This window comes from Mesorhizobium monacense, assembly GCF_056781675.1.
Window position 1 is genome coordinate 3,345,483 of sequence record NZ_CM165567.1, and the last position, 25,227, is coordinate 3,370,709.

31 protein-coding genes and 1 pseudogene are annotated in these 25,227 nt (G+C 62.9%); 12 read left to right on the plus strand and 20 right to left on the minus strand.

The genetic code is table 11. From position 1 onward, the window contains the following. Window positions 1-60: 60 nt before the first annotated feature. Window positions 61-906: a LysR family transcriptional regulator gene (locus AC1RUK_RS16280; protein WP_481834804.1), complete on the plus strand. Its 846-nt coding sequence runs from the start codon at window positions 61-63 to the stop codon at window positions 904-906. Between the two features lie 87 nt (window positions 907-993). Here the strand turns inward: AC1RUK_RS16280 and AC1RUK_RS16285 are convergent, their stop codons facing one another. Then, window positions 994-2,526, minus strand: a complete 1,533-nt coding sequence (locus tag AC1RUK_RS16285) for an FAD-dependent oxidoreductase (protein WP_481834803.1) — start codon at window positions 2,524-2,526, stop codon at window positions 994-996. A 400-nt stretch (window positions 2,527-2,926) separates the two neighbouring features. On the opposite strand from AC1RUK_RS16285, the gene AC1RUK_RS16290 reads away from it, so the two are divergent. The 5 genes from AC1RUK_RS16290 to AC1RUK_RS16310 all read left to right on the plus strand — a co-directional run bounded on the left by AC1RUK_RS16290 (window position 2,927) and on the right by AC1RUK_RS16310 (window position 6,591). Beyond that, the gene (locus AC1RUK_RS16290) at window positions 2,927-3,853 is read left to right on the plus strand and encodes a DMT family transporter (protein WP_481834802.1); all 927 of its coding nucleotides are present in this window, start codon (window positions 2,927-2,929) and stop codon (window positions 3,851-3,853) included. A 208-nt stretch (window positions 3,854-4,061) separates the two neighbouring features. Continuing rightward, window positions 4,062-5,417 (plus strand): selenium-binding family protein, encoded by a 1,356-nt coding sequence (locus AC1RUK_RS16295; RefSeq protein ID WP_481834801.1) that lies wholly within the window; start codon window positions 4,062-4,064, stop codon window positions 5,415-5,417. Beyond that, entirely contained in the window at window positions 5,414-5,785 is a 372-nt protein-coding gene (locus tag AC1RUK_RS16300; RefSeq protein ID WP_481834800.1) for a 2Fe-2S iron-sulfur cluster-binding protein, read from the plus strand. The genes AC1RUK_RS16295 and AC1RUK_RS16300 overlap by 4 nt, the downstream gene beginning before the upstream one ends. 5 nt (window positions 5,786-5,790) lie before the next feature. Beyond that, the gene (locus AC1RUK_RS16305) at window positions 5,791-6,240 is read left to right on the plus strand and encodes a CoA-binding protein (protein WP_181060517.1); all 450 of its coding nucleotides are present in this window, start codon (window positions 5,791-5,793) and stop codon (window positions 6,238-6,240) included. Between the two features lie 90 nt (window positions 6,241-6,330). Then, window positions 6,331-6,591 carry a hypothetical protein gene (locus tag AC1RUK_RS16310; RefSeq protein WP_481834799.1) on the plus strand — a complete coding sequence of 87 codons (261 nt, stop codon included), beginning with the start codon at window positions 6,331-6,333 and terminating at the stop codon, window positions 6,589-6,591. Between the two features lie 70 nt (window positions 6,592-6,661). Here the strand turns inward: AC1RUK_RS16310 and AC1RUK_RS16315 are convergent, their stop codons facing one another. From AC1RUK_RS16315 to AC1RUK_RS16330, 4 genes are all read right to left on the minus strand, one after another. Beyond that, window positions 6,662-7,891, minus strand: a complete 1,230-nt coding sequence (locus AC1RUK_RS16315; RefSeq protein ID WP_481840297.1) for an NAD(P)-binding domain-containing protein — start codon at window positions 7,889-7,891, stop codon at window positions 6,662-6,664. 59 nt (window positions 7,892-7,950) lie between these two features. Further along, complete coding sequence (locus AC1RUK_RS16320; protein WP_481834797.1) at window positions 7,951-8,508, minus strand: OsmC family protein; 558 nt, start codon at window positions 8,506-8,508, stop codon at window positions 7,951-7,953. A gap of 199 nt (window positions 8,509-8,707) precedes the next feature. Beyond that, a complete protein-coding gene (locus AC1RUK_RS16325) occupies window positions 8,708-9,598 on the minus strand; it encodes a transglutaminase family protein (protein WP_481839482.1) in 891 nt (296 codons plus the stop codon). 183 nt (window positions 9,599-9,781) lie between these two features. Next, window positions 9,782-10,021: a hypothetical protein gene (locus AC1RUK_RS16330; RefSeq protein WP_481834796.1), complete on the minus strand. Its 240-nt coding sequence runs from the start codon at window positions 10,019-10,021 to the stop codon at window positions 9,782-9,784. 234 nt (window positions 10,022-10,255) lie between these two features. Here AC1RUK_RS16330 and AC1RUK_RS16335 point away from each other — a divergent pair, with 234 nt between their 5' ends. Continuing rightward, on the plus strand, window positions 10,256-10,354 hold the full coding sequence (locus AC1RUK_RS16335) for a putative RiPP precursor (protein ID WP_481834795.1): 99 nt from the start codon (window positions 10,256-10,258) through the stop codon (window positions 10,352-10,354). Window positions 10,355-10,610: 256 nt separating this feature from the next. Here the strand turns inward: AC1RUK_RS16335 and AC1RUK_RS16340 are convergent, their stop codons facing one another. Next, window positions 10,611-11,561, minus strand: coding sequence for an AraC family transcriptional regulator (locus tag AC1RUK_RS16340; protein ID WP_481834794.1), 951 nt, complete (start codon window positions 11,559-11,561; stop codon window positions 10,611-10,613). A gap of 97 nt (window positions 11,562-11,658) precedes the next feature. Here AC1RUK_RS16340 and AC1RUK_RS16345 point away from each other — a divergent pair, with 97 nt between their 5' ends. Continuing rightward, window positions 11,659-12,402, plus strand: coding sequence for an SDR family oxidoreductase (locus AC1RUK_RS16345; protein WP_481834793.1), 744 nt, complete (start codon window positions 11,659-11,661; stop codon window positions 12,400-12,402). Between the two features lie 57 nt (window positions 12,403-12,459). Here the strand turns inward: AC1RUK_RS16345 and AC1RUK_RS16350 are convergent, their stop codons facing one another. The 5 genes from AC1RUK_RS16350 to msuE form a co-directional block, all read right to left on the minus strand. Continuing rightward, window positions 12,460-13,221 carry an ABC transporter ATP-binding protein gene (locus tag AC1RUK_RS16350; protein WP_481834792.1) on the minus strand — a complete coding sequence of 254 codons (762 nt, stop codon included), beginning with the start codon at window positions 13,219-13,221 and terminating at the stop codon, window positions 12,460-12,462. Window positions 13,222-13,238: 17 nt separating this feature from the next. Continuing rightward, a complete protein-coding gene (locus tag AC1RUK_RS16355) occupies window positions 13,239-14,237 on the minus strand; it encodes an ABC transporter substrate-binding protein (protein WP_481834791.1) in 999 nt (332 codons plus the stop codon). Between the two features lie 61 nt (window positions 14,238-14,298). Continuing rightward, window positions 14,299-15,141 carry an ABC transporter permease gene (locus AC1RUK_RS16360; RefSeq protein WP_481834790.1) on the minus strand — a complete coding sequence of 281 codons (843 nt, stop codon included), beginning with the start codon at window positions 15,139-15,141 and terminating at the stop codon, window positions 14,299-14,301. A 62-nt stretch (window positions 15,142-15,203) separates the two neighbouring features. Next, window positions 15,204-16,577 (minus strand): LLM class flavin-dependent oxidoreductase, encoded by a 1,374-nt coding sequence (locus AC1RUK_RS16365; RefSeq protein ID WP_481834789.1) that lies wholly within the window; start codon window positions 16,575-16,577, stop codon window positions 15,204-15,206. 46 nt (window positions 16,578-16,623) lie between these two features. Further along, window positions 16,624-17,181 (minus strand): FMN reductase, encoded by a 558-nt coding sequence (gene msuE, locus AC1RUK_RS16370; protein ID WP_481834788.1) that lies wholly within the window; start codon window positions 17,179-17,181, stop codon window positions 16,624-16,626. 351 nt (window positions 17,182-17,532) lie between these two features. On the opposite strand from msuE, the gene AC1RUK_RS16375 reads away from it, so the two are divergent. Further along, window positions 17,533-17,838, plus strand: coding sequence for a hypothetical protein (locus AC1RUK_RS16375; protein WP_481834787.1), 306 nt, complete (start codon window positions 17,533-17,535; stop codon window positions 17,836-17,838). A 304-nt stretch (window positions 17,839-18,142) separates the two neighbouring features. Here AC1RUK_RS16375 and AC1RUK_RS16380 read toward each other — a convergent pair whose 3' ends face one another. The 5 genes from AC1RUK_RS16380 to AC1RUK_RS16400 form a co-directional block, all read right to left on the minus strand. Continuing rightward, complete coding sequence (locus AC1RUK_RS16380) at window positions 18,143-18,580, minus strand: VOC family protein (RefSeq protein ID WP_481834786.1); 438 nt, start codon at window positions 18,578-18,580, stop codon at window positions 18,143-18,145. Between the two features lie 278 nt (window positions 18,581-18,858). Further along, window positions 18,859-19,461: a DUF6456 domain-containing protein gene (locus AC1RUK_RS16385; protein WP_481834785.1), complete on the minus strand. Its 603-nt coding sequence runs from the start codon at window positions 19,459-19,461 to the stop codon at window positions 18,859-18,861. A gap of 194 nt (window positions 19,462-19,655) precedes the next feature. After that, a complete protein-coding gene (locus tag AC1RUK_RS16390; protein ID WP_481834784.1) occupies window positions 19,656-20,435 on the minus strand; it encodes a GcrA cell cycle regulator in 780 nt (259 codons plus the stop codon). 90 nt (window positions 20,436-20,525) lie between these two features. Further along, window positions 20,526-20,855 carry a hypothetical protein gene (locus tag AC1RUK_RS16395; RefSeq protein WP_481834783.1) on the minus strand — a complete coding sequence of 110 codons (330 nt, stop codon included), beginning with the start codon at window positions 20,853-20,855 and terminating at the stop codon, window positions 20,526-20,528. Beyond that, the gene (locus tag AC1RUK_RS16400) at window positions 20,852-21,112 is read right to left on the minus strand and encodes a hypothetical protein (protein WP_481834782.1); all 261 of its coding nucleotides are present in this window, start codon (window positions 21,110-21,112) and stop codon (window positions 20,852-20,854) included. Before AC1RUK_RS16400 ends, AC1RUK_RS16395 begins: the two co-directional genes overlap by 4 nt. A gap of 80 nt (window positions 21,113-21,192) precedes the next feature. Here AC1RUK_RS16400 and AC1RUK_RS16405 point away from each other — a divergent pair, with 80 nt between their 5' ends. Continuing rightward, window positions 21,193-21,843 carry a LexA family transcriptional regulator gene (locus AC1RUK_RS16405; protein ID WP_481834781.1) on the plus strand — a complete coding sequence of 217 codons (651 nt, stop codon included), beginning with the start codon at window positions 21,193-21,195 and terminating at the stop codon, window positions 21,841-21,843. Window positions 21,844-21,879: 36 nt separating this feature from the next. Here the strand turns inward: AC1RUK_RS16405 and AC1RUK_RS16410 are convergent. Further along, a pseudogene (locus AC1RUK_RS16410) lies at window positions 21,880-22,124 on the minus strand (ABC transporter substrate-binding protein); the annotation flags it as partial. A 130-nt stretch (window positions 22,125-22,254) separates the two neighbouring features. On the opposite strand from AC1RUK_RS16410, the gene AC1RUK_RS16415 reads away from it, so the two are divergent. Together AC1RUK_RS16415 and AC1RUK_RS16420 are read left to right on the plus strand one after the other, a co-directional pair. After that, entirely contained in the window at window positions 22,255-23,343 is a 1,089-nt protein-coding gene (locus AC1RUK_RS16415; protein WP_481834780.1) for a nucleotidyltransferase family protein, read from the plus strand. Window positions 23,344-23,432: 89 nt separating this feature from the next. Further along, a complete protein-coding gene (locus tag AC1RUK_RS16420) occupies window positions 23,433-23,783 on the plus strand; it encodes a hypothetical protein (protein WP_481834779.1) in 351 nt (116 codons plus the stop codon). A 400-nt stretch (window positions 23,784-24,183) separates the two neighbouring features. On the opposite strand, the gene AC1RUK_RS16425 is transcribed toward AC1RUK_RS16420, so the two are convergent. The 3 genes from AC1RUK_RS16425 to AC1RUK_RS16435 all read right to left on the minus strand — a co-directional run bounded on the left by AC1RUK_RS16425 (window position 24,184) and on the right by AC1RUK_RS16435 (window position 25,144). Continuing rightward, window positions 24,184-24,423, minus strand: a complete 240-nt coding sequence (locus AC1RUK_RS16425) for a DUF2934 domain-containing protein (protein WP_436174113.1) — start codon at window positions 24,421-24,423, stop codon at window positions 24,184-24,186. Window positions 24,424-24,534: 111 nt separating this feature from the next. Next, on the minus strand, window positions 24,535-24,750 hold the full coding sequence (locus AC1RUK_RS16430) for a hypothetical protein (protein ID WP_436174112.1): 216 nt from the start codon (window positions 24,748-24,750) through the stop codon (window positions 24,535-24,537). Window positions 24,751-24,820: 70 nt separating this feature from the next. After that, window positions 24,821-25,144, minus strand: coding sequence for a DUF1236 domain-containing protein (locus AC1RUK_RS16435; RefSeq protein WP_436174111.1), 324 nt, complete (start codon window positions 25,142-25,144; stop codon window positions 24,821-24,823). Between the last annotated feature and the right edge of the window lie 83 nt (window positions 25,145-25,227).

The window sequence follows — 25,227 nt, forward strand, 5'->3', positions numbered from 1 at the left end:
CGCAGTCTCTCCGCCCGAAAATTCCTTATCCGTGCGCAGATTCTGTGCAAAAATTCGCATATGGATTGGGATGACCTTCGCTTCTTTGCCGAGCTGGTGCGCCAGGGCAATCTTTCGGCGACCGCCCGCCGGCTTCGCATCGACCACTCGACAGTTGCAAGGCGGATCGACAGCCTTGAGCGGGCGCTCAACATGAAGCTGTTCGATCGCCTGCCACGCGGTTATGTCCTCACCGTCGAAGGCGAGCGCATTGCCGAGCGCGTGGGCGTGCTCGAAGAGGCCGTTTCCTCAATTCAGCGCCTTCAAGGTGGCGAAGCAGCGATCGAAGGTCGGGTGAGGATCAGTGCGCCGCCTGCCTTCGCCAGCCTCTGGCTTGTCCCGCGGTTTGCCGCTTTGCGGAGGGATCATCCAGGTATTGTGCTCGACGTGGTCGGTGCCACCGCCTACGCAAGCCTGGTCCGGCATGAGGCCGACATCGCGTTGCGGCTCTTACGGCCACCAAACGGGGCCCTGAAGGCGCGAAAGTTGGGGCGTCTGCGCTACGGAATCTATGGTGCGTGCACCTATCTGGACGAGGTCGTTGAGGAGGATCGGGTCTTCCTCGCCTATGATGAAGCGCTTGAAGCCTCGCCGCAGCAGCGCTGGCTGCGCAAAATCACGCAAGGACGCCCGATTGTAATGCTTGCCAACGATCTGGTGTCGTTGATTTCGGCCGCCCGGGCCGGGATGGGGCTGGCGGCGCTGCCCCATCTGCTGGTCGAGGAGGCAAAAGATCTGCGATGCGTGGCTGAGAGCGAGGAAGCCACGCGCGAAATGTGGCTCATCTATCATCCCGACATCGGCCGTTCCGCCCGCATTCGTGTCGTCATTGACCATCTCATAGCCATCACCCAGTGTCTGCGGTGATTTGGCAGACTTGTCGGGGGGAACATTGGTACCGGACTAGAATTTCAGCTAAGCTCCTGATTTTTATTGAATTGTCTGCTACCGCCGTCAGGTCATCTGACGCTCCATTTCCAGCTCGGCCTCCAGGCTCTCGATGTCGCGGAAGATCGACGCGACAGCCAGCGTCCGCCCTTCGCGTTTGAAGCGCAAAAGGCAATCCCTGGCTGTGATGTCTCCATCGACCGCGATCTCGTCCCATTGCCCGGCATGGCCGACATAATTGATGGGAACATCGTAATGCTGGCTCCAAAAGAACGGCACGGCGACGAATTTCTCGCGATGGCCGAGCATGTTGAGCGCCGCTGTTTGCCCCTGCCTCTCGGCAACGATCCAATGCTCGACCCGAATGTTCCCGCCACTGTACGGATCTGGCCAGCGCGCAATGTCGCCGGCCGCGAAGATCCCCGGTGCGCTCGTTTCCAGAAACGCGTTCACCACGACACCGCGGTCGATGCCAAGCCCAGCCTGTTCGGCGAGCCCGACCCGTGGTTTCACGCCGATGCCGGCGACAACAAGGTCCGCCGGCAATGTTTTGCCGCTGTTGAGTTTCACCGTGCTGCCGTCAATGCTGCTCGCGGCGTCCTCGAGATGGAACACGACACCATGCTCCTCATGGAGGGCGCGGATGAAGTCGCCCATTTGCGGGCCCAGGATCCGCTCCATGGGCCGTTTTTCCGGCGCCACGACAAGAACTTCGATATCGCGCGAGCGCAGGGCCGCGGCAACTTCCAGGCCAATGAAACTGGCGCCAAGAACGATGATGCGGCGCGCAGTCGTGGCTTGTGCGATGATCGCCTTGCAATCTGCGAACGAGCGCAGCGTGTGAACATGAGGCTGGTCGGCGCCGGGGATGGTCAGGCGGACCGGTTCGGCTCCGGTCGCAAGCAGCAGCTTGTCGAAGGGAGCCCGCCCCCCGTCGGCGAGTACAACTTCGCCAGAGCGCGCATCGATGCTGGCGACATTCGCATTGAGACGCAGGTCGATGTCGTTCTTTGAGTAAAAGCTTTCTCCGCGAAGTGGAATCCAGTCCTCGGGTGCTTTGCCGGCGAGGTAGTCCTTGGAAAGATTGGGCCGATCAACCGGCGGCGCTGCATCGCTGCTGAACATGACGATGCTGCCTTGAAAATGCTCGCGCCGCAGCTTTTCGGCCGCTGCGAAACCCGCCGCGCCGCCGCCGACAATGACGATTTTCTCCGGTATGTGGCCGGTGCTGCCACCGCGCGGCGTCGGTGCCGCCCGCTTGCGCTTCTCGCCCACGAATATCCGATCATCGCGCAGTTCCACCGACCAGCAGGCGAGTTGATTGAAGGCAGGGGCGCGCAGGGCCTCGCCCGTGCGCAAATCGAAGCATGCGTGATGCCAGGGACACCGAACGGTATCCTCCACCACAAGACCGTCGACGAGCGGCCCGCCATAATGTGTGCAGGTCGCCGCGATGGCGAAGACCTCGGTCCCACGGCGCACCAGCAGCACCTGCTCGTCGCCGCAATGGCCTACCAGCTTTCCGCCATCGGGAAGCTCGGAGAATGCGATGCCCTGCACCAGATCCGGCCCGCTTGGTTTGGTATGACCTTCAGCCATTTCCTTCTCCCTGGCGATCCAATCGCCTGTAGAGCCAAGACGCGGGAAATCCTCTGGGTTCACCAACCTCGGACTATCTTCTGGCTCACGCGCCTTCGGGTTCTCGGTGCCACTTCTGCCCAACGTTCGGCCACATCATTCGTTGCCAATGAGCAGCATGCAGACTTCAATTTTCCGCCCTCAAGCCAGCCGCCACGACGAAACGCTCGACGCGTTCCGGCATCTGCTGGCGGAGCGGAACGCGCATCAGTCAGACTCGCCCTGCGCCAGAGGCAACCTTTCGGTCCCACCGAGGGATCGTGTGCGCTCCCGGCGGACATCTTTCGGTTGGACCGCCATATCGAGGAGGCTGCCATCTGGTCCTGCCGCTTGCTCTACGATATCGGCTGCAATCCGTCACATGAGTGAAGCCGTGAAGATTTCCAGCCAGACAGGCGCCGTTTCCCCGATGATCCCGGTGCTTGTATGCGCGCTGGCGATCTTCCTCCTGTCCGTGATGGATGCTGCGATGAAGACCCTGGTTATCGCCATAGGCGTCTACAATACGGTGCTGTGGCGCAGCATGCTCGCCACTGCAGTCGCGGGCGCAGGGTGGTCGGCAGGGCCGCGCTCGCAGCCAACCATTTCGGTGCTGAGGCTGCATGCGCTGCGCGCCGCGATTATCTGTATCGTTCTGATATCATTCTTCTGGGGGCTTGCGAGGCTGCCGCTCGCGGAGGCGATCGGACTTAGCTTCGTTGCGCCCTTGTTCGCGCTTTTCCTCGCCGCGCTATTGCTGGGCGAACGAATCCGGCGGCAGGCCATCTGGGCATCGATGGCCGGCATCGCGGGCGTCGTGATCATAATGGCCGGCCAGTTTGGGCAAGAAAGCTATTCGCAAGATGCGCTGCTTGGCACGGCAGCGGTGCTGATGTCGACGGTGTTCTACGGCTACAATCTGGTTCTCGCCCGGCAACAGGCGCTATTGGCCAAACCAAGCGAGATCATGTTCTTCCAGAGCCTTGCAATTGCAGTCGTCCTCGGCTGCGCCGCACCGTGGCTCGCCGTCGCCTTGCCGACCAATCTCTGGCTACCCTTGGCCGGCGTGACCGTCCTGTCGCTTGGCGGCCAATTCCTGATGAGCTGGTCCTACGCCCGCGCCGAAGCGCAATATCTGATCCCAACGGAATACTCGGCCTTCATCTGGGCGATCGCACTTGGCTGGTTCTTCTTCGGCGAGACGGCATCCTGGACCACGCTGGCAGGAGCATGCCTGATCGTCGCCGGCTGCCTGATCGCTGCGCGCACAAACCCGAAGCTTGCCGAGCCGATCGAGGCAGCAGTTTGAGGAAGCAAGTCTTCCTAGGCTAGAGCTCTGGCTGCGCCGTAGCGATGCTGAACGCCGCTGGCTTGGACCGAAAAGGATGTGCGCTTCAACAGATGTACGCTGCGCGCTTCACCGGCCACCGCGGCCGTAGCGCCAACGGCAAGCATGCACTAACATTCCTGCTTGCCCCCTTGGGGCTGGCCAGTGATCTGTTCAAAGGGAAGTACCCATGACCAATCATTGCTGTGGACCGGGCTATGCTTCTCCAGCCGAGGCGATGACGGCACCTCGCGAAAAGCTGCTCTATACGATTGCCATCTACACCGGCACGGGCATCCAGAAGCCGGACTATTTGTGCACCATCGATGTCGACCCGGAGAGTTCGACCTACAGCCAGGTGATTTCACGTTTGCAAATGCCGGGTATCGGCGATGAGCTTCATCACTCGGGCTGGAATGCCTGTTCGTCGTGCCATGGCGATGCGAGCATGGAGCGGAAATATCTGATTGTGCCGGGTGTGCGCTCGTCCAATCTGCATATTGTCGATTGCGGTACCGATCCGCGCAATCCGACACTGTTCAAGGTCATAGACGGCGCTGAAATCAAAGCCAGGACCAACCTGTCGGCACCACACACAGTGCATTGCCTCGGCTCGGACATCATCGTTTCCATGCTAGGCGACGCTCAAGGCAATGCCCCCGGCGGCTATTTGCAACTCAGCAAGGAGTTCGAGATTGTCGGCCGTTGGGAAAACTCCATGGGCAGTATCAAGTTTGGTTATGATTTCTGGTACCAGCCGCGACACAACGTAATGGTCAGCTCGGAGTGGGCCGCGCCTAATACCTTCATGCCTGGCTTTGACCTGGAAGAGGTTGGCCATCTGAAATATGGCCGGGAGATCCATTTCTGGGATTTTGAAAAGAAGGAGCCAAAGCATACATTCTATCTCGGTGAAGATGGCTTGATCCCGCTGGAAGTGCGGTTCCATCATAATCCCGACAGCAGCCACGGCTTTGTTGGCGCGGCCCTTTCTGCAAACATCATCCATTGGTGGAAGGATGCGGCGGGTGACTGGCAATGGGAAAAAATCGTCGATGTCGGCAATGAGCCGCATCCCGAATGGCCGATACCAATACCGGGCGTAATCTCAGTCATTCTGCTCAGCATGGACGATAGATACCTCTATCTGTGCAACTGGCTGCATGGCGACATCCGTCAGTATGATATCTCGGACCCTCACAACGCCAAGCTTACCGGACAAGTGTGGATGGGCGGACTTCTCGGCCGTGCGCCCGAGGTCAATGGCGTGAAAGTCACTGGCGGGCCGCAGATGATACAGCTCAGCCTCGACGGCAAGCGCCTCTACGTGACGACCTCATTGTTCTCGACCTGGGACAATCAGTTCTATCCGGAAATCCGCACCAATGGCGGATGCATGCTGATGGTCAATTGCGATACGGAAAAAGGCGGCATGGAAATCGATCCGCTGTTCGTCGTTGATTTTGGCAAGGAACCAAATGGACCAAGCCGCTGCCACGAAACCCGTTATCCCGGCGGTGATTGCACGAGTGACATCTGGGTATGACCAGCTTCACCATCACCCTCGCCAATCAAGGCGGCGCGACCTTTGACGTCGATCACCGCACGCCCCTCTTGCAAAGCTTGCGCGAGCAGGGCGTGGACCTGCCCTACGGGTGCAAGTATGGCGGCTGCATAAGCTGTGCGGCCAAGATGATCAGCGGCAAAGTCAATCAGAAGGCGCAGCGGGCGCTGAACAACCGCCAGATCAACAATGGCTACATAATCCTCTGCGTCGCCCGCCCGATGAGCGACTGCACGCTGGAGGTCGGCGTTGAAAGCCACGACAAGCTCTATCGCAACCCCTTCCTTGACCCCTTGGCCCCGCATGAATTGAAAGCCGATATCGCGACCCCGTTGGAAGACAAGAAATGACCCATATGAACCATGATGAGCCCTATTCGGAGGCTTATCTGCAAGACATTCTGAAATCGGTCAAAACCATCGCCATGGTGGGGGCGAGCCCCGACAAGACCAAGTTTTCCTATGGCGTTCTCAGGGTGCTGCACGAAACCGGCTATGACATGATCCCGGTCAACCCGAGTTCCGGCCTGGATGAAATTCGAGGGCTCAAGGTGTACCCGTCACTGGCGGCCATCGACCGGCCTGTCGATATGGTTGAGGTTTTTCGCCGCTCCGAAGATCTGCTGGAAGTTGCACAGGAGGCCATTGCAATCAATGCCAAGGTTCTGTGGGGTCAGATTGGGGTGCGCGATGACGCTGCCGCCCGTTTGGCGGAGGAAGCGGGCTTGAAAGTGGTGATGAACCGCTGTCCCAAGATAGAGTTGTTCCGCCCCTTCTGGAAGCCGAAGTTGCACTTGGGAATATGATTGCAGGGTCGCGGGAATTCGCCGTTGCTGGGGCAACCAGCAGGTAGTGTCTCAGTTTGAAATTCGAGAACGATCAGTCTATCAGAACGCATGAAGTCGTATTTCCTAGTGGGAACCGCAGGGAAGGCCCAGACTGAAGCGGAGCTGGATCGACTACTTCCTGGCCAGCGGCATCCCTGGCTGCTCCCAGCAATAGGTGGGCGCGATGCTATCGCCTACGTCAATTTAGAAGCAAACGGGGATGTTCAGGTTGATATCAGCGGACGCCACCTCACGAAGGATGAAGTCGTACTCAGCCTGCTGAGATTGCTGCGAGATGAGGTCGGCGGCACTATCGAAGATGACGGCTAAGGGGCGACACGCTTTCAAACTGAGACACTACCAACCAATCTGTTCCCTTGGTCTTAGATTGTTGATTCTGCTAGCCGATTGAATTTTGCCTGAGGTACGACGCCAGATGGTCGCTGAGATCACGCGCGTCGTCGCCGGCGCCGTCGATCAGCGCAGACTTGCGGCGGCGCAGAAACTGCATCCCCATCAGGTACATGCCCGGATGTTCCGCAACACCGCCGTCGTGGCGGACGTGGCCCTTGCGGTCGAGGACCGGCAGCTCCAGCCAGGAATAGTCCGGCCGGTAGCCGGTGGCCCAGATGATCGTCCTGATCGCGCCTCCGGCGAGGTCGAGGCCGAGCGGCGGGTTGTCCTCGACACGGGTCGGCGGCAGGCGATCCGGCGGGCCGACCGTAGCGTCGAGGCCGTTGGCGCGCGCCCATTCGTCAAGGAGGTCGAGCAGCCGGGCCATCTTGAGATCGGAAAGCGCGCACATGTTGCGCAACGACCCCGCAAACTGGGCCTTGCCGTCTTCGGTGATGCCAGCGAGACGGCCGACGAGCCTGACGCCGAGGTCGACCAGCGCATTGAGGTCGAGGGTGGTGCGGCCGGGGGTGCCGGCAAGCTGCAGCGAAGGAACCCGTCGCGCCCGCCTGATGTCGTCTACCTCGTCGTAGCGCTCGTCGAGCACGCCGGCGGCGTCCATCCACCATTCCAGGTCCTTGCCGCGATAGACGCGGGGCGCCCGGATGTGCTCGCCCACCGACAGGGTCACTTGGCGCCCCGAACGCTGCAGCTCCTGTGCGATCTGGGTGCCGCTGGCCGACGCGCCGGCCACCAGCACTCCACCGTCGGCGACCTGACCCGGATTGCGGTAGGACTGCGCCGTCAGCATTGCGACCGACGGCGGTACGCGCACGGCGAAATCGGGCAGGCGCGCGACGTTGCACGCGCCCGACGCCAGCACCACGGTCCGGCACCGCCACTCGCCGCGGTCGGTGCGCACGAGATATCCCGCCCCGTCGCTGCGAACCGAGGTAACGGTCGTGTTTGTCCTGACCGGAGCCGAGATCGCCTTGGCATAGTTCCCGAGGAAGTCGATCACCTCCGGCATCGTCCGGTAGCCGTCGGGGTCGTCGCCATCATAGCGGAAGCCCGGCAGCCGGCTCTGCCAGTTCGGGGTGAGCAACCGCAGCGAATCCCATCGCTCGGTGCGCCAGGTATGGGCGATCTCGCCGCGCTCCAGCAGCACATGGTCGATAGAGCGCTCCGCGAGGCAGCGGCTCATCGCGAGCCCCGCGTGCCCTGCGCCGACGATCACTGTGGTGACGGAACTAATCGCGCCCTCTTATCGGGAGAGTCTACGGCTCGAAGCGCCTTTCAATTCACCACGACCGTGACGTTCGTCGGATTGGTGACAATGTCATAGACCGCCGATCGCTTCTGCGACTGAGCGACGAGAGCCACGATGTCCTCGCGCTTGGCATCGGCGTCGATGTTGTACTTCACCGTGATACCGCTGAAGCCGTTGCGGACGTCGCTGTCGATGCCGAGTATGCCGGCGATATCCATGTCGCCTTCGATGGTCGCCTTCACCGACTTCAACTGGATGTTCCGGTTCTGGGCAACCGCGGCGATGCCGGCGGTCAGGCAACTCGCCAGCCCGACCAGCACGTATTCGACAGGCGTGGCGCCCTGATCCAAGGACGCGAAGACCTCCGGGTGGTCGGCATCGAATGCGAAGGTGGTCTTGCGATGCTGGTCCTGGCCGAGACCGTAGAAGCTCTCGACCGTCGAGTGGCTGTGGGTGCCATCCTTCCATTCGCAAGCCGCGCGCCACTTGAACTGCGCGGCCTCCGGGGCGTTGGTAAGCGCTTCGCGCGCGTCGAGCAGCGCCGCTACGTTAACGCCATTGTTTGCCTGTACTTCGGAAGCCATAATTATCCTCCCTACCTTGCACTGGCTCAAAAATCTGACCGGTTCCACTGACCTCCTGATCAGACTTCACCATGACCTGGCATGGTATGGGTCGCGAAGCGTTTCTTCAAGTTGTTTCCGCCGCGGCATGGTCGTCCCTCGTGTGCCTTTTCGAGCTAAACCGGGCAGCCTGAACAGTTCCGGAATGCATCGGACGCAGCTAATCTTTGTTGCCGTCGGTTTCCTTCGCCACCTTCACCTCAACGGTCATCCCCTGAAAACTCGAGGCGTTGCCGGAGTAGCTTCCCGAAAGTGGGATGGCCTGCCGGGGATGGCGAGCCACGGCTATCCTGATCAGATCCCGGTTGCCGACGATGCCATTGGTTGGATCGAACTCGATCCAACCGGCTCCGGGCAAATAGACCTGGCACCAGGCATGCGTGGAGCCTCCGCCGCGGATAGCATCACTGTCGCGGCTCGGCACATAGACATAGCCGGTCACGAAGCGGGCCGCAAAGCCGAGCGAGCGGACCGCTTCCATCATGAAAAGCGCGAAGTCCCGGCATGTGCCTTTGCGCAGATGCAAGGTCATGAGCGGCGGCTGCGTTCCGGTTTCGATGCGACGGGAATACACGAAGCTCTCGTGGATGGCGTAGCAGAGCGTCATCAGCAGTTTGCCGGTCTCGGTGCGCCCCGCGGCACTGACGAACTGTCGCGCCCATTTGCCGACCTCGTCGCCGTCGTCGCGATGATGGCGCTCCATTGTTTGCGCGAGGTCGGCCGCCTCGTCGGGATCGTAAGAGAACGGATAATTCAGCGCGGCCTCATCGATGCGGAAGTCTGGCGCATGCTGCGGCGTGTGATCGAGCCGAATGTCTGTCGCGAAATGGAGTTCATTGGCCGAACCCTCGAAATCGATCACCGCAACGCAGTTGCCAAAAACGTCATGGATCCAGCGAACCTCCTTCGGCTCGGGGGCCACGGACAGAGCGTGGTCGATTAGCCGCTGATCGAAACTGTCGCGCGGCCTGAACATCAGCCGGTGCTCGCCAAAGCTCACCTTCCGGCTATAGCGATAGACGGTTGTGTGCTTGACTGAAAAAATCGGCATCGGCGTCCGTCGGAAAATTGGCTCGCGGCGCAATCATACAGTGTTTTCGACGTGCATCCGAAGGGCCATGTTTGGAGGCCTGCGCGAACTGTTTGCGATGCGAGCGACCCTTCGCAATGCCGAACACCACCCCTGACTGCTCGTTTCCCCTTTGCCAGTTCCTCTGGCTACCCACGATGAGCCCTATGTCGAGAGTCTGGCGCGTGCCGTTGCCTCTTGGCGGCGAAACCTGACTGCCTCCAGCAACGCGCGCTCGCTGGTATGAGCATTCCTGAAAATCCCCACAACCATCGACGCCACCAATGCGGCTTCCTGGCCTAGAGGATCGATGAGTTCATCCGCGCAAACCCGATCGAAGACGCGTTCACAAATGGCCATATCGTGAGGGCTAAGGCAGGTGCGATTGATGCGCTGGTCCAGCATCTGTGCAGACCCTTTCCAGGCCCGCCGCCCTGCGATGCGCGGGCCTCCGGCCGGAGGAAGAAGAAACCGGCCGCGCGCAAGAAACGCCGGGCCAGGGTGTTTGTTCCCGGATGCCGGCACGCCTCGCGCAGGATTTCAGGGAGAGCGAGATGAAACCGTTTCTGGAACGCAACCGGAGCTCGCGCGTTCAATGTCTCGGCCAGCACAGTAGCCAGCGGATCTCGGAACATCGCTATGAAAAAGACCTACGAAAAGCCGACGCTCGTGAAGCGCGAGAAACTTACCGCGTTGACCGCCCAGATCGTCGCTTCGGGTGTGGTACTGGGCCAGTGATGCTGAGGTGATCTACGAGCAATCGCGGCGTTCACCGGCGGACGCTAATGGCCAGATTCAGTGCGGTTCGACCCCCTCTGTACGAAAATAACCATTGATGCGGTCGGCGGAACAAATTTCCGGCAGCCGCCGTTTAATGCGCTGGCCGGATGCCCGTAACCCATCCTGACCGGCCAATCTCTGTGTCAGAAGCCCGCCGCCACGCCTTGGCAGCGGGCTTTTTTGCTGGCACTGCCGGCAAAGGGACTGCGATAGACTACGATGCGGGCGCTGTCCGTTGCGTCATGGACAGTCGACTGCCCGCTCCCTCCTGGCGCCCTCGCGCATATCGGCCCGGCGACTGGCCCACATGGCGATTGAACGCGGTGCTGAATGTGCTGGCCGAGCCATAGCCCACTCGCCTGGCAACCTCATCGAGTGCGACGCTGTTGCTGCGCAGAAGGTCCTTCGCAATGGCCATTCGCCAGCCCAGCAGGTATTCCATCGGCCGGAGCCCGACGGAGCGGATGAAGCGGTCGAAGAAGGCCGATCGCGACATGCCCGCCTCACGCGCCAGGTCAGCCACCGTCCACGGCCGCTCGGGATCGGCATGCATCTGCCGCAACGCCCCGGCACAGCGCGCATCGGCCAGGCCTCGCAGCAATCCCGGCGGTGTGTCCTTTCCCCGGGTTGCCCGCAGCGCTTCGATCAGCAGCACCTCGACCAGACGCGCGAGCACGAGATCGCGGCCCATGCTTTGGGCGCTCGCCTCCTCGCCAACGAGCCGCACCAGAACGGAAAGCCGCGGAATGTCGCGCACGTGAAGCATTGCCGGCAAGAGCGATACCAGCAGTCCCGCATCTGGCGAGTCGAACACGAAGTAACCGCCGAGCAGCCGCACATCCGCGGGATCGTCGGGACGGCCGTGACGGACCTCGTCCGTGGGCGCAGGCGTCACCTTGGGATCGATGTGCCTCGGCGTCACATGGTCGAAGCTGGACATGGTGAAGGCCGGCGTCGCCGGCAGCAGGACAAAATCGCCTGCTTCGAGACTGATCGGCGCCTGCCCGTCGACGGCCAGCCGGCATCGTCCTTCTATCACCGCGCAAAAGCCCGGCTGGCCGAATTCGGAGTAGCGCACGCCCCAGCGCCCGGCGCCACTGATCCCCTTCGAGAACACCGTGCGCGGGCGCAGAAGCTGGATCACTTGCGAGAGTGGATCGGTCATTTCCGGACTTAAGCAGATGAAATTGAGACTCTTGATCGATGATAGTCCTGATATTGGCGGCTATTTGTCCTGCGTCAACACGAAATAGGATATCGTCATGAAAACCGTACTGATTACCGGCAGCTCATCCGGCTACGGCCTGGAGACCGCACGTCACTTCCATGCGCAGGGGTGGACCGTCGTCGCCACGATGCGAACCCCGCGCGAGGGCATACTGCCCGCTTCCGATCGCATCCGCGTGCTGCCGCTCGACGTCACCGATGCCAGCAGCATCGCGGCCGCGCTCGAGGCGAGCGGGCCTGTCGACGTGCTCGTCAACAATGCCGGCATCGGTGTCGCCGGTGTGTTCGAAGCGACGCCGATGTCGCACATCCGCAAGGTGTTCGAGACCAACACATTCGGCGTGATGGCGATGACACAGGCCATCATCCCGCAATTCCGCATCAGGGGATCAGGCGTGGTGGTCAACGTGACCTCGAGCGCGACGCTGGTCCCGATGCCTTTGGCCGCGGCTTACACGGCCAGCAAGATGGCCATCGAGGGTTTCACCGGATCGCTGGCGCACGAGCTTCAGGCATTCGGCGTGCGTGTCAAGCTGGTGGAACCCGGCTATGCGCCGAGCACCCGTTTTGCGCACAATACGGAATTGCGCGTCGAGGATATGATCCCCGAGGCCTATGCATCGTTCGCGCAGCCGATCTTTGCCGGGTTCGCCAACCCTGCCATGGTCACGAAGGAGACCGACGTTGCCGAGGCCGTCTGGCATGCCGCCAACGACACCTCCGCCCAGCTACGCTACCCGGCAGGAGCCGATGCGGTGGCATTGGCCCGCGCATGCTGAGAACTGCCGGCGCGATCAATCCAGCCGGCCTCTGCCGGCCGGGTCGACTGCGCCCTATCAGTGCAACCCGAACTCGCGCAAAAGCTCTTGGCGATAGCTGACAAACCGGCTCTCGCTGCGGTCGCGGGGGCGTGGCAGGTCGACTTCGATCAGCCGCGCCGCGCCGCCTTTTTCCTTGGGCAGGATCAGCACTCGGTCGGCAAGGTAGATTGCCTCTTCGAGGTCATGGGTGACCATGACCATGGTGACGTTCTCCTCGCTCCAGATGCGCGCCAGTTCCTCCTGCATGCCGATCTTGGTCATGGCGTCGAGCGCGCCGAGCGGCTCGTCGAGCAGCAGGATCTCGGGCTGCACGGTGAGCGCCCGGGCGATGCCGACGCGCTGCGCCATGCCGCCGGAAAGCTGGCGGGGCCAGGCATCGGCGAATTCGGCGAGGCCGACGAGCGCGATGTAGAAACGCGCCCTCTCCTCGGCTTGCTGCCTGGGCACGCCGCGCACCTCGAGGCCGAAGGCGACGTTGCCGAGCACGGTCAGCCAGGGCAGCAGGCGCGGCTCCTGGAAGATCACGGCGCGTTCGGCGCCGACGCCGTCGACAGGCTTGCCGTCGATGGCCACGCCGCCGCTGTCGGCGGCCTCCAGCCCGGCAAGGATGCGCAGCAGCGTGGTCTTGCCCGAGCCGCTGGCGCCGACGATGACCAGGCATTCGCCCGAGCGGATGTCGAGGTTGAGCGTCCTCAGCACCTGAAGCGGACGCCCGCCAAGCGTAAAGGACTTCGACAGGTCGCGTATCGAGACCTCGGCGCCGCTTGTGCTGGCCATCGCCTTCGTCTCCCTGCTCAGTTGGTCTTGGTTTCGCCCGGCCGGTAGAGGATATCCGCGGCCTTCAGCCTGCCCTTGGCGAGGCGGCCGTCGCGCTCCAGCACGGCGACCCAGAAGTCGATGTCGCGGTCGGTCGCCTCAGCGCCGTCGCGCAGGCCAAAGCCGGTCCAGTAGCGGGCGAGATCGCCATTTTCGCCGCGCTTGTTGAGGACGCTGGCCAGCACCTTGCGCGCTTCGTCAGGATTCTGCTGCGACCAATCGGCGGCGCGCGCCGATTGTTCGACGAAATTGCGGGCGGCGTCCGGATGGGCTGCGATGAAGTCGCGCCTCAGCACGACGAAGCCGCCGGCCAGTTCGCCCAGCACGTCGGTGTCGTTGAAGACGCCGCGCACGCCGCCATTGGCGACCAGCGCGCCGGCAAAGGTCGCCTGCCAGTAGCCGAGGCCGGCAATATCGACCTGGCGCGAGCGCAAGGTCTGCTCGAGCTGCGGACCGGGCACCACGACGAGGTTGGCGGCATCCGGCGGCAGGCCGACGCCGTGCAGCGCCTCGCGCACCGTATAGTCGAGATGGGCGCCGAGCGTGTTGACCGAGATGGTCTTGCCGGCAATGTCGGCGATCGATTTGATCGGGCTGTCTTCCAGCACGTAGAAGACGCTTTTGACGTCCTTGTTGATGCCGTTGCTCGGATAGGCGGCGACGAAGTCGTTGCCTCCCGAGATCGAGTTGATCACCGCGGCGGTGGCGGCCGAGCCGATGTCGACGCTGCCGGAGGACAGCGCAAACAGCGATTCCGGGCCGCCGGCGGCGTAGCCGGCATTCTCCAGTTCGACGCCGAGCCCCTTGAAGTAGCCGAGCTCGTCGGCCAGCTCATGCGCGGAGATGCTGCCACGGCTGGCGAGGTAGCGGAACTTGACGGGTGCGTCTTCGGCAAAGGCGAAGCGCGGCAGGCCGGCGGCGACGATGCCAGCGGCAAGCGGTGCGCCGGCAAGCAGGGTACGGCGGGTGATTTTCATGATCCGGTCTTTCCTTGTTCGTGAAGAAGAGCGAGAGGCGTCAATGTTCAGTTGATGCGGGTCAGTTGACGGGCTGGCTCCAGCGGCAGAGGCGCCGCTGCAGGCTGACCAGCGCCTGGTTGGCGATCAGGCCGAGGCCGGCGAGGATGACGATCGCCGCGAACATCAGCGGGATCTGGAAATTGTACTGGGCGTTCATCACCTGGAAGCCGATGCCCTTGTTGGCGCCGATCATTTCGGAGGCGATCAGCAACAGCAGTGCGGTGGTCGCGCTCAGCCGCAAGCCAACGAAGATCGAGGGCACGGCGCCCGGAAGCACGACGCGGCGAAACACGGTGAGCCGCGTGGCGCCATAGACGCGCGCCATCTCGAGCAGTTTCGGGTCGACCTCCTTGACGCCGCTGATGGTGTTGAGCAGCAGCGGAAACAGCGTCGCCCAGAAGATGACGAAGACTTTCGATGCCTCGCCCAGTCCGAGCAGCAGGATGAACACCGGATAGAGCGCCAGCGCCGAGGTCTGGCGGAACACCTGCAGGATCGGATCGAGCGCTGTTTCGACCGATCGCACCTGGCCCATGAACAGGCCGAGCGGGATCGCCACCACCACCGCCGCGACGAAGGCGATGCCGGCGCGCTGCAGGCTGATGGCGATGTCGCCGAGCAAGGTGCCGCCGGCGAGCCCCTTCCAGAGGGCTGCGACGATCATGTCGATCGGCGGCAGCACCGCGGCATTGACCCATCCGGCGCTGCTCGCGACCTGCCAGAGCGTGAGGAAGGCGATCAGGATGCCGTAGCGCGACACAAGGCGCACGGATGCCGCCTTGGCCAGGCGCCCGACATCGGCGCCGAGCCTGGTTGCGCCGTCGCCGAGGATGACCGGCTGTTCGATGTGCTGCAAACTCATCGTCTTTGCCCTTTGCTTTAGGATTGTCGGGAGCTTCGAGTGGCGTCCGGCGCTTCAGCCGATCATTCGGCCGCCAGCACCTTCGTGCGCGCGGCGGTCCAGGGGTTTTCCGGCCGCCTGAGGCCGAGGTTCTCGCGCAGCGTCCGGCCTTCGTAAGTGGTGCGGAACAGGCCGCGACGCTGCAGCTCGGGAATCACCAGGTCGACGAAATCGTCGAGCGCGCCGGGCAGCCAGGGCGGCAGGATGTTGAAGCCGTCGGCAGCCTCGTTGGCGAACCATTCCTCCAGCTGGTCGGCGACCTGGGTGGCGCTGCCGATGATGGTGTAATGGCCGCGCGCCGTTGCCACCCACTGGTAGAGCTGGCGGATGGTGAAGTTGTGCTCGTCGGCAATCTGGCGGATCAGCGCCTGGCGGCTCTTCATGCCTTCGGTTTCCTTGCTGGGCGGCAGCGGGCCGTCGAGCGGATAACCCCTGATGTCGAGCGTCTGGCCGGCCAGCCCGTTGAGCAGGGCGACGCCGTCCTCGGGCAGGATCAGGTCATTGAGCTTCCGGTACTTGGCCTGCGCTTCCTCTTCGGTGCGGCCGACGAAGGGTGCCACGCCCGGCATGATCAGCACCTGGTCGGGATCGCGGCCGACAGCGGCCACACGCGCCTTGATGTCGCGGTAGAATTCCTGCGCCGTCTCCAGCTTCTGATGGGCGGTGAAGATGACCTCGGCCGAGTGCGCGGCCAGCCCGCGTCCGTCTTCCGACTGCCCGGCCTGCACCACCACCGGGTGCCCCTGCACCGGGCGCGGCACGTTGAGCGGACCCTTGACGCTGAAATGCGCACCCTTGTGGTCGACGTCGTGCAGTCTGTCCTTGTCGTAGAAGCGGCCCGACTTCTTGTCGCGGATGAAGGCGTCGTCCTCCCAGCTGTCCCACAGCGCCTTGACGGTCTCGACATGCTCCTGCGCCCGGGCATAGCGCTCGGCGTGGTTCGGCTGGACATCGCGATTGAAATTGCGCGCCGTGTCGTCGCCGGCCGAGGTGACGACGTTCCAGCCGGCCCGGCCGTTGGACAAAAGATCGAGCGAGGCGAATTTGCGCGCCAGTGTATAGGGCTCCTCATAGGTGGTGGACGCCGTGGCGATGAAGCCGAGATGCGTGGTCAGCGGCGCAAGCGCGGCAAACAGCGTCACCGGCTCGAAGCCGGCGATCTTGGCATTGCCACCTTCGCGGGCGCCGAGGCCGACCGTCAGATTGTCGGCCAGGAAATAGGCATCGAACAGGCCGCGCTCGGCGGTCAGCGCCAGTTGCTTGTGGAACTCGAAATTGGTGGCGCCGTCGGCCGGCGCATCGGGATGCCGCCAGGCGGCGATATGCTGTCCGCCGCCGGGCAGGAAGGCGCCCAGTTTGATTTTTCGCGACTTGCTCTGACGGGATTTGCTGGTCATTTGCAGGCTTCCTTGTGGCGCTGTGCGGAAAGGGGAATCCGGTGTTTCAGGCGGCAAGGCCGACGCTGTAGGGCACACCCGCCGCCCGGCATGCTTCGGCGACGGCCTGCCGGGCACGCGCGTGGACGGCTTCGGACACCAGTTGGCCGTTGGCGAAATCCTTGTCGGAGGCGTAGATCGCGGTCGGCACGGTCAGCGCCTCGAAGAAGCCGAACAGCGGCCGCAGCTGATGTTCGACGATCAAGGCGTGCCGCTCTCCACCGCCGGTCGCCGCCAGGACGACTGGCTTGCCGCGCAGCGATGACGGGTCGAGCAGATCGAAGAAATGCTTGAAAAGCCCGGTGTAGCTGCCCTTGAAGGTCGGCGAACCGACCACGACGATATCCGCGTTGAGCAATTGCTCGACAAGATTGCGCGCCGACGGATCGAGATCGCCGATGCGCCTCGCCTGCGGGAAAGAGGGACCGAGATCCTCGATATCGAAAACGCTCGAGGCAGCGCCCGTCCTGCCGGCGATATCGCCAACGATATGGCTGATGAACGCCTTGGTCTTGGACGGACGAGTCAAGTTACCCGACACCCCCACCACCAGCTTCTTCGACATGCCAGGCTCCTTCTCGCAAAAACCGCTATCTGCATTAAGCCTACCGATTTTATAGAATTAAATGAGCGAGAAGATTTCAAAACCAGCCCGGCAAGCGGATTGAGTTTGCCGAATGCGGCCTTCGATTGGTTCATTCGACGCGGGATGTGGCCGTGGGCGATGTCAAGGAACGAGCGGCTGTCGGGGTCGATGCGCCGCCCGGAGACGGCCTTGCGATGATGAAGCAAATGCCGCTGCTCCGGCATTTTGCGACCGAGCGGGGTGGGTTTGCCCGTGATCACTTCTTGCAAAATTGTGGAACAGGGCCGCGCCTTAGGGGTTTTGTGAGATCAACTTGAAAAGGAGGTAGCTATGAAAAAGCTCCTGCTCGCCTCCGTCATCGCTATTGCGTCGGCGGCGGCCATGATCGGCCCGGCCAGTGCCGACAGCCTGCGGCTCGGCATCGGCATCGGTCCCGCCTATAACGATGATTATTATGGCGGCCCGTACTACGACGATCCTTACGACTATCGCCCGCACTATCGGTACAATGTCTACGACGATGGTTACAGGCCGCGCTACTCCATGCGCCACCACCGCAATTGCTGGACCGAGTACCGCAAGCACTGGCGCCACCACCACCGCGTGATCGAGAAGATCCGGATTTGTGAGCGGTGATGTGAGGATTGATCCCGGCCGGTGGGACCGGCCGGATCGTCCCTCGGAGGCGTCTGCAGCTGTCGCCGTTCGCGGATGGTGGCCGAAAGGCCCGGAATAAGCGCCCGGGCGCTGGTTCTCTGCAATCCCTGCCCTTCGGCTGCTGACGGCGGCTTTCGCGGGCGACTCGGCCCGGGGTTGACGACCTAATCGTGCTCAGCGAGAACGCAGCCGACCGTGGAGGGATGGACCTCGAACAGGCGGGTCGGCCTCGGACGCGCTCGCTGACATTGGTCATTCTTCGTCATTTGCCTTCGTATTGCGCTCAGCTGATTTCCTGGGCGAGTCCGATGAGAAGCCCTTCAGGCCCACGGATGTAGCAGAGCCGATACGCGTCTTTATACTGGACTACTTCGCCTACGAGCTGCGCGCCGCGCGTGCGGAGCCTTTCAAGCGTCTCGTCGATGTCGTCCACGGCGAACATGACGCGGAGGTAGCCTAGGGCGTTGACCGGGGCGTTCCGGTGATCTGCGACGACAGGCGGTGTGAGGAAGCGGGAGAGCTCGAGCCGGCTGTGGCCGTCCGGTGTGCGCATCATGGCAATCTCGACACGCTGATCGCCCAGTCCAGTGACACGTCCGGCCCATTCTCCTTCGATCGTGGCCCGCCCTTCGAGCTCGAGGCCGAGTTCGCGAAAGAAATCAATCGTCCCTCCGAGGTCTTCGACGACAATTCCTACGTTGTCCATCCGCTTGAGCGCCATGTTTCCAATCTCCAAGGTGTCGTTCCAATCTACAAGGTGTCGCCTAGTCCAACAACGGACGCTTGAGGTGCCCCAACACCATAGATGATGACATGTGGACGTGCGGTCGTGTCCACATGCCTACAATTCTGCGAGCCGTGATAGCCACCGGCCGGACAGCATCGTGACCCTGGGCGGTAGGGTTCTGATTGAGGCATGTCTACATGTGGGTATGACCGCATTACTACTCTTCTTCTCGATGGCGGCCATCCGGGCCCGAATCGCTGCTGTCCACATCTTCACCCTGCCCTCCGCCCCATCATCCCATAGTGCACGGCCAGCAGGTCCAGGCCGATCTTGAGCATTTTGCTCACTACGTCGCGCGCCTCGCCGGTCTGCTCGGCTAGACTCTTTACCGAGTCGCCAGCGCAGCAGATCTTTTGCACCACAGTTGACACCTCCCAATGTGCCAGCGCGCGGGTGGCTTCGGCATGGGCGCGGCCGGCCGACAGGATACGGTCCGGAATGCCGCCATCGCGCCGGCCGCCGTCGACGCGCTCTTCCCAGGCCATCGGCCTCAGCCCTTCGCGCGAGGCGCGCTCGAAATCCCCGCGAAAGCGCATGCCCGCCTCGCGCTGCTGACGCGACAGCGAGGTAATGCCCACCAGCGGGTCGACATTGCGCACCCGCACGATGCCGCCGGTCGAGGTATAGCCGCCGTTCGAGACTTCGTAGATGCGCGCCGCCTCCTGCGTGCCAGCCGCCAGCCGCTTGCGGCCGAAGCGGTCGTCCCTCAGCGCGAAATCATGGCCAATCTCCCTGCGGATGCGCACCTGCTCGGCCTCGCCCTTCGGCAGCTTCGGGGGCTTTGGTTTGGCCTTCTGGGCGGTTTTCTTGCTCATGGGTGTTCCTCGTGAATTGGTTGCGGGGCGGCTGGCGAAGTTGGCGATCCTTCGCGCTCTCCTCTGTCCTGGCCGGACGTCTCCCCCTGGCATCCGCGCTGCCTTCCTGCGACTTTGGTGATTGGCGAAAACCGTGGCGACATCCAATCTCCCCCTTGCGAGGGAGATTGGCAGCTCCAGCGATCGCACAATCCTCATGCTGCCCCCACTCGCCGGCCGTGGAAACGGGCGTGGTGGTGGCTGCAATAGGAGCGCGTCGCCGAGGTGCGCACGCCGCAGCACAGCATCTCCGGCCCCGGCTTGGCGCCGGGCGCGTCCTTGTCCGGGTCTTCCTCCAGCGTGAGATCGAGCGGGGCGCGGCAGCGGCCGAACAGGCAATCGACGAAGCGCATGGCGGCGACATGCGGCTGACGGCCGGGCGGCACCGGCGGCGGTGGCGCCGGCAGCTTGTAGCGAAGAGCGTCGAGCTTGTCCTCGTCGCGCAAGCCTCCGGACAGCCAGGCCGGGGGTAGAACGCGCGCCGGCTTCCTTGCGTTGCCCTGTTTTGACTTCGCTTGCGTGGGGACGCCAGCATGGCCGGCAGGGGCCAAAGGCGTACCAGCCCCGCCCCGCCCACCAGCTTGCTCGGAAGCCTTCGCCTGTCCAGCCGGCTCTGCCTGTCTGGGCTGCTCGGAATGTCCGGACAGTTTTGTCTGTCCGGACCGCTTCGCCTGTCCCGCAGCATGCCTTCCCGACGGCCTAGCTGGCCTTGCTGCATTCTTCCGGGGCCGACCACCGGCGCGGCTGCCCCTGGGGTTGGCGAAGCCGATGGCGCGCAGGCCGGTGTTGCGATGGACGATGCCGATGATGGCGTTGCGCGAGACCGGGCTGCAGCGCAGGGCGGAAAAGCGCAGAGCGATCTTGGTCGCCGACAGGCCATCCTTCAGCCAGAGCGCGATCGCGTTGAGTTCGGTGTCGGTGTAGGCAGCGGCCATAACGGAGATCCATCAATTGCGAAGGCCTCGCCCGGGGCGAGCGCCAGGGTTCGGCCCGCAGGCCGTTGCGAAATCGTTCGAAGGGGTGGTTCAGGCGGCGCCGGGCAGACACCGAAGCGCAGCTTCGGCGGCGTCGCGCGTCAGGGCGGACACCGCCCTGCCCGTCTGCCTGTCGAACAGGATGACGGTGCCGTCCTCGGTGCGGATGCAGGAGGTGGCGGCCAGTTCGCCAGTTCCTGACGGGCCGGCGAGTTGGCGCGAAAAGGGGGCCGGAACCGGGGGAGGAACGGTTCCGGCCGATCCGGCGGCCTGCGGTGATGGCAGGCGGGCCGGATCCGGGGCAGAAGCCCCGGTCTTCGTCCGGGCCGGGGAGGAGGACAGCCCGGACGATTCGAAATGGTTGGACAGGCGCAGGGTCATGCCGCCTCCCCTTGCGCGGTATCAGTGGCGGTCGCACCGGCCAGCCATTCGTAGCTGACGCCGGCGATGCCGCGCCGGCGGCTGGCGACGACGACCTGCGCCCAGTGCTGCGGCGCGATGCGCTGGCGCCGGCGCATCTGGCGCGCCGCCTCGTAGCCGCAGCCGACGTCGGCGGCGAAGTCTGTGGCGGGCCAGCGGTCGATTAGCCCCGAGATGCTCGTGGGCAGTGCGGAAATGCTTGCGGGATGCTCGATCATGCGCTAAGCGTACGATATGTACGAAAGAGTCGCAAGCAAAATCGTACACCTTGGACGATAAATTTCAGGCATTTTGTACGATGATGGATCCTCGACACAGATTGCAGCAGGCGCGGGCCGAGGCGGGCTATGCCTCGCCGAGCGATGCCGCACGGGCGTTGCGCGACATCAACAAGAACACGCTGATAAGCCACGAGAACGGCAACCGGCCGCTGTCGCGCAAGGCGGCGGAAAAGTATGGCCGCCTGTTCGGCGTCGATCCCGGCTGGCTGCTGTTCGACGGCAGTCCCGCGGGAAGCGGCGGCTTCCACGAGGCGGGTTCGGCCGCGCTTGTCCTCTCGCCGCTCACCGTCGACGTGCCGATCGTCTCGTGGATCAGCGCCGGCGAGCTCGGCAGCCAGGACAGCGTCGTCAACCTGTCGGACTATCCGACCATTCCCGCCGCCGATCTCGAGCAGGGCGAATGGATCGCGCTGCGCGTCGACGGCCCGTCGATGAACAAGATCTCGCCGCCGGATTCGATCATCTTCGTCAATCTGCGCGACAAGCGGCTGGTGACCAATGGCTGCTATGTGATCTCCGATGAAAGCGGCCGCGCTACCTACAAGCGCTACCGCCCGAACGACAAGCCACCGTTCCAGCCGGCCTCCTACATGGAAATCCCGCCGCCGGAACTGGAAGGCGCGATTACCATCATCGGCCGGGTGAAGCGGTCGATGATCGATATGTGAGGGGGTGCTTGGGTGATCTCCCTCCTTGAGGGGAGATTAGCTACCCAGATACGCATTCGTGAAATAGCCCTCGAAATCCGGACGTTGCTTCAACACCTTGCCGTCGCCGTCCAGCAGAATCCCGGCGGCGAAGAGATATTCCCCCATCGCGTCACCTTGGCCTGGTCGATGGTGCCGATGGCGCCGGCTTCGCTCCTCAGGAAATGGCCGTCGTTCAGCGCCTTCAGCGAGGCATGGACCAGCGCCGGGTTGGTGAGCGCGTCCTTGTTGGCGGCTATCACGCGCTCGACCACCTAGTTATAAGATTTTCACCGTCTTCTTATAACTCACTTGAAATTCAGTTCGGCAGCGTGCAGTTATAAGAAAAATACAGAATTCTTATAACACAAGAACTGCGGACCAGAGCGAGCCATGAAAACGATCGATCTCGCCTATCGCACGATGTATGCAGAGCTGGTGCAGCGCAGCCTGGATGCCTCGTTCGAAACCGATTTCTCGACGACGGGCAATTTCGTGCGCGTTCCCGTGAAGGGCCGCGACTACTGGTATTTCGAGGAAACCCGCCCGAGGAAGACGAGACGATATGTCGGCCCGGCCGAAGATCCCGAGATCGCAAAACGGGTGGCGGCCTTCAAGGAGATCAAGAGCGACCTCAGGAGCCGCCGCAAGCTGGTTTCCAGCCTCGTGCGCGATGCCGGCTTGACCGCGCCTGACACATTCACCGGCGCAGTGGTCGAAGCCCTGGAGAAGGCTGGACTCTTTCGCCTGCGCGCTGTTTTGGTCGGAACGGTCGCCTTCCAGACCTATGCCGGCCATCTGGGCGTGCGGCTGCCTGGCGCCTCGCTGCAGACAGGCGACGTAGACTTCGCTCAATTTCATTCCGTCTCGGCCGAAGTGGACGACAGTCTGCCGCCGGTCATTGAGGTGCTCAAGGCAATCGACCCGACATTTCGTGAAATTCCGCACCGAACGGATGCCGGACGGACCACGCAGTTCGAGAATGCTTCTCGCTACAAGGTCGAATTCCTCACTCCGAACCGGGGCAGCGACGACCATGACGATCACGCAAGCCCCATGCCGTCGTTGGGAGGCGCCTCCGCGCAGCCGCTGCGTTTTTTGGATTTTCTGATCCGTGACCCCATGAGAACGGTGCTCCTGCACCGCTCGGGCGTGCCCGTGCTGGTCCCCTCGCCTGAGCGATATGCCGTCCACAAGCTGATCGTCGCCTCTCGCCGGCAGCAAAGCGCCGCCGCCAAGCGGGAAAAGGATCTCCACCAGGCAGCCCTGCTGGTCGAAGCGCTTGACGCCACGCGCCGGCAGGACGACCTCGCCTTCGCGTTTTCGGAAGCGTGGAACAGGGGCGACAGCTGGCGCGACTCGCTCCGGAAAGGCTTGCACCTGCTCGGCCCCGACAGGGGCGACATGGTCGACCTGATCCTGGGAAAAGCGCTCGACGAAGCTCGCATAAATCTCGAAGGCTTTACGATGCGGCTCAGGTGAAGCCACCCAAATATCGTTCGAATTGTACGAAACTCGATTGACGAGATTTCGTACATAAAGTACTATCATCGATCCCACGGGAGATCCGGATGAACACCGCCAATCACGCCGCCTTCACCGATCTCTCCCGCCCGCTCATTTCTCCCGCAACGACCGACCAGAGGCAGCGCCTCGCCGCCGCCTGGCGCATGGCCAGCCAGGACATCGCCGAGGACATCCGCTTCATCCGCCAGTATCTGAAGGTCATCGCCGGGAAGGAGGAGCGGCTGTCGACCGGCACGCTGGTCCACAGCCGCGCCTATGTCGAGGCCTGTGCCGGCTGGCTGCCGCAAACCGTGGCGCGCTATCTGCGCAACCTGCGGGCAATCACCGAATGCGAACTTGCGATGACGGCGGCCGGCATCCGCTTCGCGCTCTCCAGCGATGCCTGGGACGCGTGAGATGCCACGCTTATCGCTGGCCTTGCGGAAATCCGGAACTCTATCCACAAGGAGCCCGCGCCACGGAGGGACCGATGACGCGGGCCGGCCGATGTTTGCCCACCAGCCTGCGCCGGATGCCAAGCAGCGACATCGGACGCAGGATCTCAACCATTCGAATGGGCTAATGTTCCATCCGATCGCCACCCTAGCAACAGCTAAAGGTTCCGGCGGCCGGGCCGGCGAGCTGGAAACAGCGGCCATCGGCAGCCAGCCATAGGCCCTGCCCTCTACATACTAAACCGCAGCCCGGTGTTGCCAACGCTCGGCAGAGCGCTGGGCATGGAACGCAACCGAGGCTTCACCCGACGCACGGGTGCTGTCCTTTGATGATGAAAGGAGGGCAGCTAGCCGCCGGCGCTCAGCCCTTGGCTTTTGCCTTGGCGGCCTTGGCGGGTGCCTTGGCCTTGGCGGCTGCCGGTTTGGCTGACTTGGCGGGCGCAGCCTTCTTCGGCGCAGCCTTGGCTTTCGGCTTCGCCGCTCCGTCGATCTCGGCGGTCGCCTGGTCCCAATGTTGCATGTCCGAGCCCTCGGGCCGCCCGGCCTGTTCCCAGATTTCGTGCGCCCGCTGGCGAATGCGTTCCTGCCTGTCGTCCGTCACTGTCACCTCCGTGGTTGGGTCCAAATCGGATGGGTCCAATTCCCGGCAAACATTAGCCGATATTTCGGCCGGCGTCTTGGGGCGTAGGCGCGCTCGACGCCGCGATTTCCTTTAGTGGTCGTTGGACAGGACCGCGACACCCAGCAACGCCGCCTTCTTGGTAATCAGCCCGGCGAGATCCGCGTCGGAGCGCTCTGTGCCGGTGCGCCGGCGCAGTTCGGTGATCGCCTCCTTCATCGACAGCAAGCCGGTGCTTCGCTCGGCCAGCAGCTTGTCGCAACAGGCCGCGACATTGGTTGAGTTTGGGGTCTCGACATGCGGCAACATGGGAATGCTCCTTTGAACAAACCCGTTGCCCGCCGTCTCCTCTCGAAGACGGCGGGACAGGTATCATGCATCACTCGATGACTTCGACGACCCGGCGCGTGCCGGGGTCGACCAGCACGGTGTGGTCGCCGACGACCGTGTATCTGTATCGAGTGTCGGGAATCTCCCGCAGCTCTACGGTGTCAGGCAGAGTGGAGCCGAGATTAAGCTCGACGCCTAGAAGGTTTATCGAAGCCAGCGGATGCCGGTGCACATATTTGCGGATGACCGTCCTTTCTTCGGGCGTGATCACGACCGCCTGCGGCTGAGTTGTTACAATCACGTCCTCCGCGGCAGAGACACCGACGCCTGCAAGAAGAAGCAGCGCGGCGGCGGAAGGAATCAGGATTTTCATCGTTCTCTCCTGTTTCGTGTTGGCGAGCTTCGCCCTCGCCTCCGCCTTGGCGGAAACATCCACAGGTCGATAAGTGGCGAGCT

Excerpts from the sequence above, each read along its gene's own strand:
- AC1RUK_RS16280 (WP_481834804.1), top strand. The coding sequence starts at position 61 with ATGGATTGGGATGACCTTCGCTTCTTTGCCGAGCTGGTGCGCCAGGGC.
- AC1RUK_RS16285 (WP_481834803.1), bottom strand. The coding sequence starts at position 2,526 with ATGGCTGAAGGTCATACCAAACCAAGCGGGCCGGATCTGGTGCAGGGC.
- AC1RUK_RS16290 (WP_481834802.1), top strand. The coding sequence starts at position 2,927 with ATGAGTGAAGCCGTGAAGATTTCCAGCCAGACAGGCGCCGTTTCCCCG.
- AC1RUK_RS16295 (WP_481834801.1), top strand. The coding sequence starts at position 4,062 with ATGACCAATCATTGCTGTGGACCGGGCTATGCTTCTCCAGCCGAGGCG.
- AC1RUK_RS16300 (WP_481834800.1), top strand. The coding sequence starts at position 5,414 with ATGACCAGCTTCACCATCACCCTCGCCAATCAAGGCGGCGCGACCTTT.
- AC1RUK_RS16305 (WP_181060517.1), top strand. The coding sequence starts at position 5,791 with ATGAACCATGATGAGCCCTATTCGGAGGCTTATCTGCAAGACATTCTG.
- AC1RUK_RS16310 (WP_481834799.1), top strand. The coding sequence starts at position 6,331 with ATGAAGTCGTATTTCCTAGTGGGAACCGCAGGGAAGGCCCAGACTGAA.
- AC1RUK_RS16320 (WP_481834797.1), bottom strand. The coding sequence starts at position 8,508 with ATGGCTTCCGAAGTACAGGCAAACAATGGCGTTAACGTAGCGGCGCTG.
- AC1RUK_RS16325 (WP_481839482.1), bottom strand. The coding sequence starts at position 9,598 with ATGCCGATTTTTTCAGTCAAGCACACAACCGTCTATCGCTATAGCCGG.
- AC1RUK_RS16330 (WP_481834796.1), bottom strand. The coding sequence starts at position 10,021 with ATGCTGGACCAGCGCATCAATCGCACCTGCCTTAGCCCTCACGATATG.
- AC1RUK_RS16335 (WP_481834795.1), top strand. The coding sequence starts at position 10,256 with ATGAAAAAGACCTACGAAAAGCCGACGCTCGTGAAGCGCGAGAAACTT.
- AC1RUK_RS16340 (WP_481834794.1), bottom strand. The coding sequence starts at position 11,561 with ATGACCGATCCACTCTCGCAAGTGATCCAGCTTCTGCGCCCGCGCACG.
- AC1RUK_RS16345 (WP_481834793.1), top strand. The coding sequence starts at position 11,659 with ATGAAAACCGTACTGATTACCGGCAGCTCATCCGGCTACGGCCTGGAG.
- AC1RUK_RS16350 (WP_481834792.1), bottom strand. The coding sequence starts at position 13,221 with ATGGCCAGCACAAGCGGCGCCGAGGTCTCGATACGCGACCTGTCGAAG.
- AC1RUK_RS16355 (WP_481834791.1), bottom strand. The coding sequence starts at position 14,237 with ATGAAAATCACCCGCCGTACCCTGCTTGCCGGCGCACCGCTTGCCGCT.
- AC1RUK_RS16360 (WP_481834790.1), bottom strand. The coding sequence starts at position 15,141 with ATGAGTTTGCAGCACATCGAACAGCCGGTCATCCTCGGCGACGGCGCA.
- AC1RUK_RS16365 (WP_481834789.1), bottom strand. The coding sequence starts at position 16,577 with ATGACCAGCAAATCCCGTCAGAGCAAGTCGCGAAAAATCAAACTGGGC.
- msuE (WP_481834788.1), bottom strand. The coding sequence starts at position 17,181 with ATGTCGAAGAAGCTGGTGGTGGGGGTGTCGGGTAACTTGACTCGTCCG.
- AC1RUK_RS16375 (WP_481834787.1), top strand. The coding sequence starts at position 17,533 with ATGAAAAAGCTCCTGCTCGCCTCCGTCATCGCTATTGCGTCGGCGGCG.
- AC1RUK_RS16380 (WP_481834786.1), bottom strand. The coding sequence starts at position 18,580 with ATGGCGCTCAAGCGGATGGACAACGTAGGAATTGTCGTCGAAGACCTC.
- AC1RUK_RS16385 (WP_481834785.1), bottom strand. The coding sequence starts at position 19,461 with ATGAGCAAGAAAACCGCCCAGAAGGCCAAACCAAAGCCCCCGAAGCTG.
- AC1RUK_RS16390 (WP_481834784.1), bottom strand. The coding sequence starts at position 20,435 with ATGGCCGCTGCCTACACCGACACCGAACTCAACGCGATCGCGCTCTGG.
- AC1RUK_RS16395 (WP_481834783.1), bottom strand. The coding sequence starts at position 20,855 with ATGACCCTGCGCCTGTCCAACCATTTCGAATCGTCCGGGCTGTCCTCC.
- AC1RUK_RS16400 (WP_481834782.1), bottom strand. The coding sequence starts at position 21,112 with ATGATCGAGCATCCCGCAAGCATTTCCGCACTGCCCACGAGCATCTCG.
- AC1RUK_RS16405 (WP_481834781.1), top strand. The coding sequence starts at position 21,193 with ATGATGGATCCTCGACACAGATTGCAGCAGGCGCGGGCCGAGGCGGGC.
- AC1RUK_RS16415 (WP_481834780.1), top strand. The coding sequence starts at position 22,255 with ATGAAAACGATCGATCTCGCCTATCGCACGATGTATGCAGAGCTGGTG.
- AC1RUK_RS16420 (WP_481834779.1), top strand. The coding sequence starts at position 23,433 with ATGAACACCGCCAATCACGCCGCCTTCACCGATCTCTCCCGCCCGCTC.
- AC1RUK_RS16430 (WP_436174112.1), bottom strand. The coding sequence starts at position 24,750 with ATGTTGCCGCATGTCGAGACCCCAAACTCAACCAATGTCGCGGCCTGT.
- AC1RUK_RS16435 (WP_436174111.1), bottom strand. The coding sequence starts at position 25,144 with ATGAAAATCCTGATTCCTTCCGCCGCCGCGCTGCTTCTTCTTGCAGGC.